General features: G+C 68.1%; 11 protein-coding genes. 9 read left to right on the forward strand and 2 right to left on the reverse strand.

All coding sequences use genetic code 11. From position 1 onward, the window contains the following. Positions 1 to 6 precede the first annotated feature (6 nt). The 3 genes from ACT3UF_RS10100 to ACT3UF_RS10110 all read left to right on the forward strand — a co-directional run bounded on the left by ACT3UF_RS10100 (position 7) and on the right by ACT3UF_RS10110 (position 2,464). On the forward strand, positions 7 to 543 hold the full coding sequence (locus tag ACT3UF_RS10100) for a hypothetical protein (RefSeq protein WP_444608297.1): 537 nt from the start codon (positions 7 to 9) through the stop codon (positions 541 to 543). A 9-nt stretch (positions 544 to 552) separates the two neighbouring features. Next, positions 553 to 1,185 carry a hypothetical protein gene (locus tag ACT3UF_RS10105; protein WP_444599676.1) on the forward strand — a complete coding sequence of 211 codons (633 nt, stop codon included), beginning with the start codon at positions 553 to 555 and terminating at the stop codon, positions 1,183 to 1,185. Between the two features lie 88 nt (positions 1,186 to 1,273). Beyond that, positions 1,274 to 2,464 carry a PD-(D/E)XK nuclease family protein gene (locus ACT3UF_RS10110; RefSeq protein ID WP_444599677.1) on the forward strand — a complete coding sequence of 397 codons (1,191 nt, stop codon included), beginning with the start codon at positions 1,274 to 1,276 and terminating at the stop codon, positions 2,462 to 2,464. 667 nt (positions 2,465 to 3,131) lie between these two features. Here the strand turns inward: ACT3UF_RS10110 and ACT3UF_RS10115 are convergent. After that, a complete protein-coding gene (locus ACT3UF_RS10115) occupies positions 3,132 to 3,299 on the reverse strand; it encodes a hypothetical protein (protein WP_444599678.1) in 168 nt (55 codons plus the stop codon). A gap of 84 nt (positions 3,300 to 3,383) precedes the next feature. Here ACT3UF_RS10115 and ACT3UF_RS10120 point away from each other — a divergent pair, with 84 nt between their 5' ends. After that, on the forward strand, positions 3,384 to 3,551 hold the full coding sequence (locus ACT3UF_RS10120) for a hypothetical protein (protein ID WP_444599679.1): 168 nt from the start codon (positions 3,384 to 3,386) through the stop codon (positions 3,549 to 3,551). Positions 3,552 to 3,877: 326 nt separating this feature from the next. On the opposite strand, the gene ACT3UF_RS10125 is transcribed toward ACT3UF_RS10120, so the two are convergent. Beyond that, complete coding sequence (locus tag ACT3UF_RS10125) at positions 3,878 to 4,777, reverse strand: ArgP/LysG family DNA-binding transcriptional regulator (RefSeq protein WP_444599680.1); 900 nt, start codon at positions 4,775 to 4,777, stop codon at positions 3,878 to 3,880. An 85-nt stretch (positions 4,778 to 4,862) separates the two neighbouring features. Here ACT3UF_RS10125 and ACT3UF_RS10130 point away from each other — a divergent pair, with 85 nt between their 5' ends. The 5 genes from ACT3UF_RS10130 to pglX all read left to right on the forward strand — a co-directional run bounded on the left by ACT3UF_RS10130 (position 4,863) and on the right by pglX (position 16,112). Continuing rightward, positions 4,863 to 5,465 carry a LysE/ArgO family amino acid transporter gene (locus ACT3UF_RS10130; RefSeq protein WP_444599681.1) on the forward strand — a complete coding sequence of 201 codons (603 nt, stop codon included), beginning with the start codon at positions 4,863 to 4,865 and terminating at the stop codon, positions 5,463 to 5,465. 145 nt (positions 5,466 to 5,610) lie between these two features. Beyond that, the gene (locus tag ACT3UF_RS10135; RefSeq protein ID WP_444599682.1) at positions 5,611 to 6,738 is read left to right on the forward strand and encodes a hypothetical protein; all 1,128 of its coding nucleotides are present in this window, start codon (positions 5,611 to 5,613) and stop codon (positions 6,736 to 6,738) included. 307 nt (positions 6,739 to 7,045) lie between these two features. Next, positions 7,046 to 10,186, forward strand: a complete 3,141-nt coding sequence (locus ACT3UF_RS10140; protein WP_444608298.1) for a DEAD/DEAH box helicase — start codon at positions 7,046 to 7,048, stop codon at positions 10,184 to 10,186. Positions 10,187 to 10,293: 107 nt separating this feature from the next. After that, a complete protein-coding gene (gene pglW, locus ACT3UF_RS10145; protein ID WP_444599684.1) occupies positions 10,294 to 14,532 on the forward strand; it encodes a BREX system serine/threonine kinase PglW in 4,239 nt (1,412 codons plus the stop codon). After that, on the forward strand, positions 14,529 to 16,112 hold the full coding sequence (gene pglX / locus ACT3UF_RS10150; RefSeq protein ID WP_444608299.1) for a BREX-2 system adenine-specific DNA-methyltransferase PglX: 1,584 nt from the start codon (positions 14,529 to 14,531) through the stop codon (positions 16,110 to 16,112). Before pglW ends, pglX begins: the two co-directional genes overlap by 4 nt. Positions 16,113 to 16,118: the final 6 nt, after the last annotated feature.

The following is a 16,118-nucleotide window of genomic DNA, read 5'->3' on the forward strand; positions in this document are numbered from 1 at the left end:
GGCCGCGTGACCGAGGGCGACGGTGCGCTGCTGGTAGCGCTCGATCGCGGGGAGGGTCTCGGCGTGGTGCGCGTCCGCGAGAGCCGCGCCGGCCACCACCGCGCACGGGCGCTGTTCCTCGAACAGGTCGTGGACGATCTGGTGAGCGAGCTGGAGCGGCAGACCTCTCAAGAGATTACTGGCTACGAGGAGGACCTCAAGGGGATCGGGATCGATCTCGACCGGATGTTCGCCGGCGGCCCGGCGTCCGCTGGGGCTGATGCGTTTGCAGACGAGCTCGACATCGACTGGGAGCTCCTCCGGGACGAGCTCCTGGAGGACCCGGGCCTCGAGCGGGCTATCGAGAAGGCCTGGCCAGTGCTCCGTGCGGAGGACGTGCTGCGCGGGCTGCTCAGCGAACCGGACGCCCTGGCCGGGGCGGGTCTCCCCGCCGGGGTGATCGCATCCGCCGGTTCCCGAGTGGGGGAGGGGTGGAGCAGCACTGACCTGCCGTTGCTCGACGAAGCACGGGCGCTCGTGAACGGACCACCTGAGAAGGTCTAAGGCCACGTCGTGGTGGACGAGGGCCAGCAGCTCACCGAGATGGAATGGCGGATGCTGTTGCGCCGCTGCTGGAACCGCTCGATGACCATCGTCGGCGACCTCGCTCAAGCAGGGCCTACCACCACCACGCTCACCACCTGGGACGAGGCGCTCGAGCCGTTCGTCGGCGCGAGGTTCGAGCGTCACACGCTCACCATCAACTACCGCACTACGGCCGAGATTCTCGAGGCGAGCGGCCCCGTGCTCGCCCAGATCGCCCCGACGCAGCGCCTCTCGCGCTCGATCCAGCATGGGGAGTCGCTGACGGCGCTGAGCTTTGCTGGCACGGGCGTCGAGACGACTCTCGCCGGTCTCGTGGCGCTCCTGGTGGACGAGCACCCTGAGGTGGTGATCGGAAACTTCGTCGTCTCGCAGCGCGTGCAGGGGTTTGCTGGTGGGATGGTGAACGAGAAGGTCACCGCGGTCCCCGCTCCGGAGGCGCGAGGGCTCGAGTGTGACACGGTGATACTAGTGGACACGGACCAGATCAGCGGCGACAGCTCGGCCGGGCTCCGCGACCTCTACGTGGCGCAGACCCGGGCGACGAAGCGGCTTGTCACGTCGACGGTTGCTGCGGTCGGCGCGGTACCGGTCCCCGTATGAGGCCTTCGGCGAACGGTGAGGAGTACGGGTCTCACGCGTCCGCGAGCGTGTCAACAACGTCGTGACCCACTACAACTAGCATCGAAGCATGTCCCGCCGCCCCGATGACGTGAACAGCTTCGTCACCGCGCTCCTGCCATCCCTGTCGCGGAGCCTCGCAGAGCAGTTCAACGTGTTCCGGGTGATGCATCACGGGACGCACGAGAAGCAGCTCTCCAATGTGTTCGCGTGGCTGTTCACGATCGACGCGACCCATGAACTCGGAGATGCGGCCCAGCGCATCTTCCTCGACCTCGTCAACGAATCACTTCCTCCCGGCGACCAGCTGCCCGTGACCGGATACCGGGTGACCCAGGAGGTCGACACTCGCGGTGATGAGGAGGTCGACGGCGGCGAGGTCGGCATGGACATCGCCGACATCCTCCTCACACGGGATGACGCGGCAGTCGTCATCGAGAACTACGAGATCTCCGACGGCCATGGCCATGGCTACGCCCGGTACCGCGAGCATGCCATCTCCACCGGAGGGGCCGGCGTCGTGGTCCTGCTCTGCCAGCGGCGCGAGGCCGCCCTCCAGCGGGACGGCTGGGAGGGCGCCGTCGTCGTGACCTATGCCGAGCTCCTCGAGAGGCTCAAGGAGCACGTAGTCCGGGACGAGCGATGGGTCCATGCCCACCCGGAGCAGCACTTCTTCATCCAGCAGATGGTTCATCAGTTCGTGGAAGGTCCAGCCGCAGTGAATCTCGACGATCAGATCGACTTCATCAAGGGCCTGTGCGACGCAGGGGAGTCGGCGCGTTACGGCGACTCCTCGAAGGAGGAAGCTGCCCAGAAGTTCGCCGACATCGTCGCCGCCCATGCCCATCGGCAGTTCGAGGACGGCCGACGGACTCTCGCCCAGGTGAAGTCTTCACTAAAGCGATTCGCGAGCACGACCCTGGTGAAGCAGCTCGAGAACGCGCCCGACGGCGCGAGGATCGAGACAGTGGGCAGCAACACCAGGGGACTCTGGTCGTGGGGACTCTCTCTACAACGACCCGCCCCGGATCGCACCCTTCACCTCGTGTTCGGGCCGACGGCCGCTCACGTGCTGGCGCACCTCTCTGAAGACGACGTCGATCCCGACTATTCACGGATCTTCGTGACCTATCCGGCCGTCGACGTACGGCATGCGGGGCACATTATTCAGACGGACGTGCGACTCGACGACGTCATCAATGGTCTGGCCAGCGATGACGTGAGACTGCGCGACGCCGTGCTCGCGCTGAGCGCGGCATAGCGGAGACCGGAGGCCCCGGCAGCGTTCTCGAGGTGCGCGGATCCTGTCGTGCCGGTGCTCTGCCTTGAGCGCCCGGTCCTTCGTGACGGTCCCCATCTGTGTCAGGGTGTCCGTCTTTCCGGTGTGGGGAGTTCCTGGGCTGTGAACTGGCAGGGGCCCTGGTGATCGTCGGCCGGGCCATCTCGGAGCTGGGGACGATCACCCTGCACCTGGGGCGCATGAGCCGGCCGGAGTCCTTTCCACGTAGACAGCACCACGCAGACCCTCAGCCCCGGCGAGACGAACGGGGCACCACGGACGCCGGGCGCGGCACCTCGGCGCCGCGATGAACGAGGCGACCGGCTGGGGTCCATCCCGCTCGAGAGCGCCCGATGACCTGCACGACACAGAAACTTCGACGTACAGTTCTTCGCGACGAGGCGCTGCGGCTGGCAGTGCCACTGCACCACGGGGGAAGGGATCATCCATGCGACGACGGCGCCGCAGAATGGATCGCTCCAGCGCCGGAGATGTGCTGGTCGCTCTTCTGGAGCTGTCCGAGGGGATCTGGGCCGTGCTGAAGTTCGCGGTGCGCATACCGGCTCTGCTGCTGCGACTCCTGATCTGAGAACGCACGGCCCGCAGAGCACGACGGAGCGTCGCGGAGGAGACCGGCTCTCCACACCTCTCAGACACTGCCCTCGGTCAGGCTCGCCGACGGAAGCCAGTCCGCACCCGGCAGCTCCGCCACGTCGGTGAGGCCCGCGGTGTCACCCGTGGGACCGGCAACGCGCAGCCGCCCGAGGATCGGACCAGCAGCGGTGCCGACGAACTCGACCGAGCACGCCGGCCACATCGCACATCTTCTCGACGTCGACGCGAAACCCAACGATTCCCGCCGCGCGTACGCTGGGAGCACCACGACAGGGGAGGCCTCATCATGACCGCTCGCTCCGGAGATCCCACGCACGAACCGTTCCCCGGGCCGGGGGAACCGCCCGTCCCACAGCTCGAGGACGACGAGACGACAGCGCCCCGCCCGGAGGAGGAGATCGCGGATCAGCTGCGGTCCGAGCCCGATCCGGACGGCCGCCCTCACGAGGACTGATACGCAGCGCACCGCACGGGCTCATTTCGCCCCGGTGGGACCCACGACTCCATGGAACAGTCCGGGACTCGGCGCGGGAGCCGCCGGCCCTGATCCGGGGCGGCAGCGGCTTCGTTCCAGGACGTCGGCACCGCGCCCATGGCCGACGCGGTCGAGCGGCCGTACCGAGCACTGACCAGGGCATCACGGCGCTCGAAACCTCCGCGCCTCCACCGATGCGCAGGATGACTCCGAGGGGGTTCATCCGGGATGAGATCCCGTTCATGAACATGCTCTTCGTGCGCGAATCAGTGAGGGGCTGAGGGCTCGGCAGCCGACTCCTTGCCTCACCCCTGCTGCAGCGCCTCCCGAGCGGTCTCGAGCACGGCGCCGGTGAGCGCTTCGAGCACGGCCGACGGGGTCGTCGCCACCTGCCAGAACAGGGCCGAGGTGACCGGTTCGCCACCGAGCGCGATCAGCTCCCCGCGGGCCAGCAGCGGCTCGGCCTGCATGGTGAGCAGCATGCCCCAGCCGAGCCCGGCGAGGACGGCGCCCGCGAGCTCGTGAGTGGAGGGGACCAGGTGGCGCGGGGCGCGCGCGGGATCCACGCCGTGGCGACGCAGCCAGGTGGCCTGCAGGTCATCGCTCGCGTCGTAGTCGATCCGCGGGGCGCGGGAGAGCACGTCCGCGCCGACGGAGCCGCTCGTGCTCCCCGCCCAGCGCTCCTGCCAGGCGGGGGAGGCGACCGCGACGTAGACCAGGCTGCCCAACGGCATCGAGCGGAACCCCGGCGGAGCCGACGGCGCCGAGGTCACTGCCGCGAGGGCGGCCCCGGCGGTGAGCAGGCGCGCGGTCGCGTCCTGGTCCTCGCGCTGCAGCTCCAGCTGCGCATCGTGCTCGCTCGCGAACGCCGCCAGAGCCGGCACGAACCAGGTGGCGAGCGAATCGGAGTTCACAGCGATCCCGATCCGGGGCTGCTCACCCTGCGCCTCGAGCCCGAGCGCTACCCGCGTCTCCTGCTCGAGGAGGGCATGGCCGCGGGCGAAGCGCACCACCACCTCGCCGGGAGGAGTGAGCCGCACCGGCCTGGCCCGCACCAGCAGGCGCTGGCCCAGCTGCTGCTCGAGCAGCTTCAGCCGCTGGCTCACAGCCGACGGGGTCATGTGCTGCCGGCGGGCCGCGGCCTCGAGCGTGCCCTCCTCGGCCACGAGGCGCAACGTCTCGGCGAGGGTGGGATCGATGCGCATGCCCGGAGCCTAGATGAAGCGTTGCTTCAGATGCTGTAGAGATGTTCGCTGGTGCTTCAGGTCAGGTGGCTCTAGCGTCGACCCCGTGATTTCCGCTCTGCACGGCCTCCTCGCCGGCCTCTCGCTCATCATTGCCATCGGCTCCCAGAACGTCTTCGTGCTCCGCCAGGGCATCCGCCGCGAGCACGTGCTGCCGGTCGTGGCCGTGTGCATCACCTCGGACGCCGTGCTCATCACCGCCGGCGCCGGCGGACTCGGTGCCCTCGAGCGGGCCGTGCCCGAGCTGGTCACCATCGCGCGCTGGGCCGGCGTCGCCTTCCTGCTCGGCTACGCCGCGCTCGCCGCCCGGCGGGCTCTGCGCGGCGGCGAGTCACTGCAGGCCGACGGGAGCGGGCGGGGGAGCGGGCTCGGCGCCGTGGTCGCCACCGCGCTCGCGCTCACCTGGCTGAACCCGCACGTCTACCTGGACACCGTGCTGCTGCTCGGCTCCCTCGCCGCGACCCACGGCGCGCAGGCCGGGCAGTTCGCCGCCGGCGCGGTGGCGGGCAGCACGCTGTGGTTCACGGCGCTGGGGTTCGGCGCGCGAAAGCTGGGGCGGGTGCTGTCGAGTGCCCGGGCGTGGCGGGTGCTCGACGGGGTGGTCGCCGTGACGATGGTGGGGGTGGCGGGGGTGCTGGCGGTGGGGTGAGTGGGATGTGATTGTGGGCCGAACAGGTTTCGCAAACGATGCAGATCTGAGACCACAGCCGCCGTCCATGAGCATCGAGCACCCTTTACTCTGCGCAGAGTGCCTGGAGACTCGCTACGGGCCATGTGAGGAGGAAGCAGGGAACGTGCAGGAAGACGAAGCGCCACAGACCGAGGTCGACGCCGCGCAGCCCGAAATGCTGCACACTGCCGAGGACCCGAATGCACCTCTCAGCGACCTCTCCGAGTCCCAACAAGCGGACGCGGAGAGATTCGCGATCGAGTTCCTCACGCGGGTGATCCGCCTGAGGGGTGTGCGGATCGATCGCGAGCACTTCCTGCGTGCCGAGCTGCACCGCCGTGGCGTCGGAACCCTCATGATCGACCGGGCTGTCGCGGAGAATCCGGCGGCGGCCGGCGTCGACCTCGACATGCTCGACCGCATCGCCTCCGAGGTCGTCGAGTTCGAGACACGGAAGTCCACCGCTATGTCGTTCGCAGCGGGCATCCCCGGTGGATTCGCGATGCTGGGGACCATCCCCGGTGACATCACGCAGTTCTATGTCCACGCCTTCCGCATCATGCAGAAGGTCGCCTACGTCTACGGGTGGAGAGAGTTCCTCACCGACACCGATGACATCGATGACGAGACCCTCGGGGAGCTCACCGCGTTCCTGGGTGTGATGATGGGAATCGGCGGGGCCTCCGCCACCGTCACGAACTTCGCGGCGAACATCGCGCGTCCGGCGATCCAGCGTCAGATCGCTGGCGTCGCGCTGACGAAGACCGCCTGGTACACCCCGATGAAGCAGGTGCTCCGGGTCGTCGGAGTGAAGCTCACGAAGGACAGCTTCGCCAAAGCGGTCTCGAAGACCGTGCCCGTGGTCGGCGGCGTGATCTCCGGAGGGCTCACGTATGCCACGTTGCGCGTGCAGGCCGGTCGGCTGATCAAGCACCTGAGACAGCTTCCGCCGCCGAACGTCGACGGCGAGGAGTACCTCCGGAATCTCCACGACGTCGATGAGGCCGAGGCGGAACAGACGAGCACTTCCCTGCGAGGACGCGTCTCGTCGGCGGCGAACTCCCTCAGCAGCCGCCGCCCCGCGGTCGAGAACGAGGGAGAAGGCGGGGAGACTCAGGGCCGTGCGATGGGCAGGGTCAAGGGAGTCGGCTCGGCAGCGAAGGGGGCCGCAGGCTCGGTGACGGGACGCGTTGGTTCGGTGTTCGCGCGGCGATCGGTCGAGCGCGATTCTCGCACCGACAGTGAGGCCTAGGACATCCTCGGAGGGTACGAAACACCGGCCCGTTGCCGGGCCACGGGCGGCAAACCACGCCCATGTGCGGCGAGGCGACGCCACATTGTCGAGGACGACGTTCCACCGCTCGACCTGCAAGTCCCTCAGTCACGCCAGCGCATCGGTGCCTACAAGTCGAAGCGCATTGGGTCCCGGTCTTTCCGATACGGCGTTGCCGAATCGTTGTCTGAAAAATGACCCGGTGTGGGCTCAAATGTCAGTCCCGTGGGATTCACTGGAAGTTCAGAGCCTGGAAGTGAACTCGTGCGCAGGAGGTATAGGGGCCGTGGCAGGAGTGTTGAGTCCGTCGCCGAAGGTGATCGACGTACTCGACCCGGCAGGTGCCATCTGTCGTGACCGCATGCGGCAGCTGCTGGAAGCTCTGGACGGCGGCCAGTCGATCGACACCGAGAGCCTGCTCTCGCTCGTGGAGGAGACCACCTGCCAGGCGGGACACCCCGCGCGGGCAGCGGCGCTCAGCACTCCCTTCTTCGAAGAGAGCAGCGGAGAGGTCCGCGCGACGGCGAAGGGGAAGAACTGGCTCGTCGAAGCAGGGCGACCTGCGACGGAGTGGACCTCACAGGCTCCAGCCGGACAGCCTCCGCTCCGAACATGGCAGAGCGAGGCGCTGGACTCGTGGGCCGGGCACGGCCGGATTGGCGTTGTCGAGGCCGTGACGGGAACCGGGAAGTCGCGCGTGGGTGTCGAAGCCGTCCGGGAGGCTCTCGCAGACGACTACTCAGTCGTCATAGTGGTGCCGACGCGTGAGCTCGTCCAGCAGTGGTGCGCGACTCTTCGTGCTCACCGGATCGATGGCGTGGCCTCGGTGGGCGATGGCGTGCCGCCACGATTCGGCCCGAAGAGGCGGGTGCTCGTCGGGACTGTCCAATCCCTCTACCCCGCTCCGCCGTGGCGTGCAGACGGCAAGGTGCTGATCGTGGCGGATGAGTGTCATCGGTACGGATCGGAACAGTGGAAGCGGATCCTGCACAGCACTTATCGCCGGCGTCTGGGGCTGACCGCGACGTTCGAGCGGAATGACGATGGACTGGGCGTCCTGCTCCGCTACTTCGGAGGCACGCCGTGCTTCCAGATCGGGTTCGATCGCGCGATCGCGGATGGCGTCGTGGCGCACTATGACGTGAAGCTGCTCAAGGTTCGGCTCTCGCCGTCCGAGCGCACGAAGTATGACGCCGCCCACGAGACCGTCATCGACTGCAGGCTCCGGTTGATCGACCAAGGCGTTCCCGAGGAGCCGTTCGGCCTGTTCATGAAAGTTGTCTCCGAGTACTCCCGCGGTGACGACTCGTCGGTGCCAGCGATGCTGGTCGACTTGTCGCGCCGCTACCTGAAGAACTTCCATGAGCGGACTCGGATTCTGTCGGAGTCCCGGGCGAAACTTCGGGCAGCGCGAGCCCTCGCACCCTCCGTGCACCGTTCTCAAGGCGCGCTCGTCTTCACGAGATCGATACTCGCCGCGGAGAACATCGCGGAAGCGCTGCGCGAAGAGGCCGTGGCGAGCGAGCCGATCCACTCCAACCTGACGACCTTCGAGAGGCGCGAGCGTCTCCATCGGCTCAAGATTGGCAGGACCCGGGCGCTCGTGGCGCCGACGGTGCTCGACGAGGGTATCGATGTGCCGCAGATAGACCTGGGCATCGTCATGGGCGGATCCAAGTCCCGACGGCAGATGATCCAGCGAATGGGCCGGGTCCTTCGGCTCAAGTCCGACGGGCGCCGCGCGACTTTCGTCGTGGTCTATGCGGAGGGGACCGTCGAGGACATCACTCAGAACGATGGGCAGGAAGGATGCTTGGATCTCATCGTGCAGAGCGCCGACAGCGTGACGCACATTGAGGCGGACGCGCAGTTCGCGTCACGCCGGAAGAGCTCCACACCGTCTCCGACGTCGAGTCCACAAGCGGCGAGTGCAGACCACCAGATTTCACCTGAAGACTCGACAGGTGGCACCGCAGGGAGGCGGGCGAAAGAAGCACCGACACCCACACTGATGCCGAAACCGAGGCAGACATCGGCTCCGGCGACGTCGGTACCAGCGTCGTCCCGCGTGGAGGCAACCCCGAAGTCTGTCTTCGGTGAGGCGCAGGCAACTTCCGAAAACGTCGACCCCCGCACCCTTCCGATGACGCGGGCAGCATTGGTCAGCTACCAGCGGGTGCACGGGGGAGATGACGCGATGGCAGAGTCGGCACTGCGCGAGACGCTTGCAGGCCTACTTCGAATTGCGCGCCCCACATCGAATCCGGGACCTGCAGGGAGCGCCTCCGTGAGAGCGGCGGGGCTCACGGTCCTCTATGCCAAAGACCGGTTCCAATCGTACTTCTGCGCGAGACAGGACAAGAGGAGTTGGGCGGAGGTGAGTAGGCAGTGGCAGCTGACCAAGGTACAACGGCTCCCGGGGAACTGGCGGCATCGGCCATGGCCTGACTCGCCGACTCGTCGGAACGCGGACGCTGCGCTGGCTGGGCTGGGCAGCGCGAACGATCTTGCCATCGCGGACCGTGCCGTGGAGGAGCACATCGCAATGCACGGCGGCGGTAGGACGGAATCGGAGCAGCACCTGCGGCTCCTGGTCGATCATCTCGGCCAGGACCGCGACCGGAATCGGTGTGAGAAGGGCCGGCTGGTCATCGCGCGCAGCGGATACAGCGTCGAGATCGACATCGCCGGCCGGCAGGTTGTCGGGTACAAGAGCTCGGGCCAGTACCGCCGTTACGGCGACTACCTCGAATTCGGGCGTGCTGACGATCCCCTGAAGAAGATCTCGATGGCCTGGAATGCGCCGGATACCGTGCTCGATGTCAGAGACCTGGCCGAGTTCCGGGAGGTGGTGGACCCTTCGACGATCTTCTACTCGAACCGCACGTTCGAGCGCCTCACGGAGTCCGTCCGGTTCGAGTTCTTGAACAGCTGGGATGCAGACAGGTACGTCCGCTACCTCATCGACTCAGATCTGTCCCGTGCAGAACCGACGGACCTTCGGATCGGCGATGACAGCTTCGTACTCGAGGTGGGTGACCGCACCTGGCTGTTCGCACCGGATGGACAATCCGTGAAGATCGCCCGCGGGAGCAGATGGAAGACCGTGCATGCAGTCTCCACCGAGGTGCCGAGCCGGGACCATCCTGAGGTGAATGGCGCAGAAGCGGGGGAGGATGACGCTCCGACGAGTCTCGTCCCGGTCGAAGCTGTACCGTCCTCCGCGGACGTGGTGCCAGCCTCATCTGTGAACGTGCCGGATGCACCGGAAGTGGTGCTGCCACAGTCGGAGCAGCCCGAGAAGGCTGAACAGGGGGCCGGCCTCGACTTCGTATCGGCGCTCGCACAGCTCGCCGAGCTGCACCGGTCAGGAGCGTTGACGGACGAGGAGTTCGGTGCCGCGAAGGCACGTGTGCTCCGAGGATGACAGCGCGTTCCGAGACCGAAACGTTTGCTCAACCCGTCCACGGGTGTCTGTCCAGATCAGTACGATGACCAGATGCATGCGGCTCGAGAGATGCGAGGGAGGAATCGGTGACCGACGATCGCTGGGTCGAGGTGACCGCCTCGCAGTTCGATCACGAGCGCGAGGGCCTTGAATACCTCCGCGAACGCGTCCCCGCGCACTCCCCATACCGCGTCTGGACGAACTTCGAGTTCCGCGACACCCATGGCGGCTGGCACGAGGTCGATGCGCTCATGCTCGGCCAGGACGCCCTGTACCTGATCGAGCTCAAGCACTACTACGGCACCATCACCGGCAACGACCGCACCTGGCACCGCAACGGCCGCACCGAAAACTCCCCGCTGATGCTCGCGCGTCGCAAGGCCCAGCGGCTCGCCTCCAAGCTCAAGGAGGTCTACGCCGAGCTCGCCGGGCCCACCCCGGAAGTTCCGGTGAAGCGGATCGTGCCCTTTGTGCAGGAAGCGGTGTTCCTCCACCACCGCGAGACCAGGGTGCTGATGCCCGACTCCTCGCGCATCAACCTCTTCGGGCTGGACGAGCTGGAGGACACCGCTGCGGGGCTGCCAGGAATCAGCAGCCTCATCGAGGGGACGACCACCCACCGGCCGCCCATTCACCCGCAGCAGGAGGAGTTCCTCTCCCTGCTGCTGAAGCGGATCGGCCTGGTCCAGCGCCGCGAGCGCGAGGTCGGCTCCTGGGTGCTCCTGGACGGCGGGGCGATCGCCGAGGGCGAGGACTGGCAGGACTGGGAGGCTTCCGGCAAGGAGACGGGCGCCCCCGCACGCATCCGTTTCCAGACCCATACCAACGAGACCGAACGACGGGTCGCACGAGCGCTCGCCGACCACGAGTTCAACGCGATGCGACGTCTCCACCACGACGGGCTGATCCGACCGATCGATGTGGTCAACGACGAGCAGCTCGGCCGTGGACTGGTCTACGAATGGGACTCGAGCCTGGTGCGACTGGACCGTTGGCTCGAGGATCATGCGGGGGAAGTCGATCTCCACCAGCGCCTCCAGATCCTCCGAGAGGTCGGAGAGGTGCTCGAGTACGCCCATGGCAAGGGCCTTGCGCACCGCCACCTGACCCCGCAGTCGATCTGGATCGGTGATGCGCCCGCCGCCGGCAGCTCGCTCACCGTGAAGGTCTCGGACTGGAGCGCGGTCGGCTCGTCGCGGGAGGGGACCTCCCAGCCCGGCGTCACCCAGCACGTGGAGCGTGCAGCCTCCACGGAGGAGGCGTCGCTGCGCCCCTTCCAGGCGCCCGAGGGTGCCTGGAGCGCGAGCGCCGCCGACAGGCCGAGCCTGGACCAGTTCTCCCTCGGCGCAGTCGCGTACTTCCTCTTCACCGGGCAGTCTCCGGCGGCGACGCCCCAGGAGCTGCTGGTGCGGCTAAGAGAGCAGTCCGGTCTCGACCTCGGTGTAGACATCCCCGAGATCCCGGAGCCGATCCGCGAGGCCGTGCGCACCGCCACCAGCGCCGCCCCCGCGCACCGCTTCACCTCCCTCCGGGAGTTCCTCGCCGCGCTGGACACCGCGGAACAGATTCCGACCGACGAGACCCTCGATCCCCGGGACGCCAGTGCGCAGGACACGCTCGCCAAAGGCCGCTTCACCGTCAAGAGCAGGCTCGGCAAGGGCTCCACCGCCCTCGGTCTGCTGGTGGAGGACGCCGAGGTCACCACCCAGAACAAGGACCGTGTGCTCAAGGTCGCGCTCGACGAGAAGGCCGAGGCGCGACTGGTCGAAGAGGCAGATGTCCTCTCGCGCATCCGGAGCCGGCGCGTGGTCACCCTGCACGAAGGGCCGTTCGCGCTCGGTCCCACCTCGGTTCTGCTGCTGGAGAGCGCCGGCGAGGACACGCTGCGTGACGTGCTGCGCCAGTACGATCACGGTCTCCCGGTCGATCTCCTCGAGCGCTACGGCGACGATCTGCTCGAGGCGCTCGAGGCGCTGGACAAGGCAGGCATCGACCATCGCGACATCAAGCCCGCCAACCTGGGGGCGGTGCGAGACAGCGGCAAGATCTGGCACCTGAAGCTGTTCGACTTCTCGCTCAGCAAGGCCCCGGCCTCGGAGATCGACGCCGGCACCGCGCCGTACCTCGACCCGTTCCTGGGGGAGATGGACCGCGGTCTCTACGACAGCGCCGCCGAACGCTACTCGGCCGCGGTGGTGCTCTTCGAGATGGCCACCGGCCGCCACCCCCGCTACGGCGAGGATCCCCGGGTGAACCCGGCAGCGATTAGCGACGACGTCACCCTGGACCCCCACGACTTCCCGGAGGGCCTGCGGGAGGATCTCACCGCCTTCTTCGCCCCCGCGCTGTCCCGCCGGGCCTCCCAGCGGTTCGGCACCGTGGGGGAGATGCGCAGCGCGTGGAAGGCCATGTTCGGCTCCGCCACCGCGACGGCCCCCACCGGCGCCGACGACATCGCGGCCACGGTCACGCTCGAGACCCCGCTGGCCGAGGCCGGCCTCTCCCCGCGCGCCCTGAGCTGGTTCGCCGGGCAGGGCCATCGGACGGTTCGCGACGTGGTGGTGCTGGACTCCATGCAGCTCAGCCGCACCCCGGGCCTCACCAAGAACACTCGCGACGAGGTGCAGGCCCGGGCCAAGGAATGGCGCACCCGTTTCGCGGAGACGGCGAAGGCCGCGCGCCGCACTATGGGCGACCTCCCACCGCTCGACGATCTGGCCGATCTTCTCGTCGCACAGCTGCGGGAGCGCAGGACCGACCTTCACCGCCAGGTGCTCGACCTCCTCCTGGCCCGCGGCACGAAGAAGGTCGACGCGTTCGCTCCGCAGGTCGCACTCAGCGCGATGCTCGGCGCCGGCACCCCACCGGTCAACCAGGCGCTCATCGACATGCACCAGGAATGGTCGGCCGACGAGAAGGCCGGCCCGGCCCTGGACCGTGTCGCGGACGCCGTCGATGCGATCCTCGACGAGCTCGGAGGAGTGGCGGCGATCGGAGAGATCCTCACCGAACTGATGCGCCGCTCCGGCGAGAGCGACGCCGCCGCGACGACCAGTGAGGCCGCCCGGCGCCGCGCCGAGGGGATCCTGCGGATCGTGGTGGACGGCAGGCGACATCGCCGCCGCGCGGAGGACGACTCCCTTCCCCGACTGGAGGAGCGTCGCCGCGGCGACGTGGTCGTCGCCCTGGGCCGGGACAGCGACCTGTTGGACCTCGCGGTGAAGCTCGGTGCCACCGCGAAGGAAGCGGCCGCTGACCTCTCCGGCGTGCTCCCCGCGAACCGATCCCGGGCGCTGGTCACTCCACTGGTGGAAGGGATCGAGGACCTCGGCGAGGAGTCCCCGCTGCGCGCCGGACACCGCGCCCTCCGCCTCGCCGCGGCGATGTCACAGAACACCGCCGGGGCCACGTCCTCCGGCGAGCTGCACCGCCGGGACCTCCCGGCGGCCGATGCTCTGCGCATCGCGCTCGGCGACCTCCCCACCGATGCCCGGATGCGGCCGGAGGCCGTGCAGGAGCGTGTCGCCGCACGCTTCCCGCAGCTCGCCCGGCTCCCCAAGCGTCCCCAGCTCGACTCCGTGGTGGCGGACTCCCAGGTCGCACTGCGTTTCGACGAGACGGTGGAGCAGTACGTGGGTCCCACCATCACCGGGGACACCACGATGCTCACCCGCCGCCCGGCGACGGTCACCCAGGCCGATCGCAGCGAGGTGGAGGACACCGCGATCACCCGCCGCCTGGAGGACTCCCGCCGCCGCCGCTCCTACCTGGTGCTGGGCACGATCCCCTCGCGCCTGGGAGTGCTGGAGCAGGCGCTCGAGAACCGCTTCGCCGCCCGCCACCTAGGGGTCGCAACCCTGCTGCTGGACGAGATGCGCCGCGTGCTCGCGGAGAACCCCGGCTACCCGGGCTGGGACGTGATCCTGCAGGCCGACGCCGGCGCCGCCGGCAGCCGTGAACGGCTGGCGGTTGCGAAGGTGGTCGAGCTCGCGATGCCCGCGGTCACCGCTCGCATCGACGAGCTCCTGGCAACCGACGGGGAACCTGCCGACGACCGCGCTCCGCTGGTCCTTGCCGATGTGGACATGCTCGTGCGCTACGGGCAGGTGGGGGAGCTGCGCCGCCTGTCCGACCTCACCGTCTCCCGTGACAGGGCCGTATGGGTGATCGCCCCGCAGTACGAGATCCACACCGGCCCGGAGATCGACGGCACCCGCCTGACCACCAGTCCCCAGCAGTTCCTGGACGTGGACTACGCCTGGAGCGACACCCTTGCACGCCCCCTCTCCGACCACCCCGCACCCCTCCTGGAGGAAGCCCCGTGATCGATGCGACCGCGCTGACCACCGATGCCCGTCGCCTCGTGCTCGAGGTCGAGGACGACCTGCGCGCCGCGCTCGCCGCAGACGGCGAGAGGGATCAGCAGTGGCGGGACAAGCACACCGCCGCCCTGCGCGGCAATCGCACCAGCGCCGATTTCGCCTCCTGGCGCGACGAGCACATCACCCAGGTCGCCGTCTCCTGGGTGCTCACCACCGTGTTCGTCCGCTTCCTCGAGGACAACGACCTGATCACCCTGCGTTGGTTCGCTGGCCACGGCGCCCGCCGCTCCGAGGCGACCGACGCCGAGCAGGCCTACTTCCGCGCCCACCCCGAGCACACCGCCCGCGAGTGGATCCTGCAGTCCGTCGAGCACCTCGCCGGCCTGCCCGCGACCGCGCAGCTCGTCGACGCCGAGGCGATGCTCCACCAGATCCCGCTCAGCGGCCGCATGGCCGAGCAGATCATCGCCTTCTGGCGGGCGACCGACGACGAGGGTGCACTGGTGCGCGACTTCTCCGATCCGGATCTCGGCACCCGCTTCCTCGGCGACCTCTACCAGGACCTCTCCGAGTTCGCGAAGAGCACCTACGCGCTGCTGCAGACGCCGGAATTCGTCGAAGAGTTCATCCTCGACCAGACGATGGAGCCCGCGCTCGCCGAGCGTCCGCTGGACGGCTTCCGGATCATCGACCCCACCTGCGGCTCCGGCCACTTCCTGCTCGGAGCCTTCGCCCGCCTCGTGAAGCGCTGGCAGAAGGAAGCCCCCGCCTACAACGCCCGCGAGATCGTCGCGAAGGCACTGGAGTCCGTGGTGGGCGTGGACATCAACCGCTTCGCCGTCGCGATCGCCCGCTTCCGCCTGATCCTCGAAGCGCTGAAGGTCACCAGCGAGACGAGCCTCGAGCAGGCGCCCGCGCTCGAGGTGCGCATCCATGCCGGTGACTCGCTGCTCCCCTGGGGCCGGGGCCAGCAGACGATCCTCGGGGATGCAGCGGGAGTGGAGGGCGACTTCGCTGCCGACCTCGGCGAGGACCGCGAAAAGCTGCACGGAGCGCTCAAGACCGGGCAGTACGACGCGGTGGTCGGTAACCCGCCGTACATTGCGATTCGGGACAAGGCATTGAGGGACCAGTATCGCAAGCTATACACTTCGCCTCACGGCAAGTACCAGCTCACGGTCCCGTTCATGGAGCGGTTCTACGCACTCGCCAAGCCGCGTATGGGCGATCAGCCCGCCGGTTGGACAGGACAGATCACCTCGAACGCCTTCATGAAGCGCGAGTTCGGCATCAAACTCATCGAGGAATATCTGCCAACGAAGAACCTGCGCCTCATCGTCGACACCTCGGGTGCCTACATTCCCGGCCACGGCACGCCGACGCTGATTCTGGTGGGGAAAAACCAGCCGCAGCAGGACGAAACCGTCAAAGCCGTCCTGGGTATGCGTGGCGAACCGGGACAGCCGGAAGAACCGGCGCAGGGGCTCGTGTGGAGATCCATTGCTGAGAACATCAACTCGATCGGCTTCGAGAACGAGTTTGTGTCCGTGGTTTACCGGCTCTTCGCGGTTCGTGGTGAATGACCCTGC

Origin of the sequence: Brachybacterium sp. AOP24-D1-21, assembly GCF_052378665.1 — a bacterium.
Lineage (GTDB): Bacteria > Actinomycetota > Actinomycetes > Actinomycetales > Dermabacteraceae > Brachybacterium.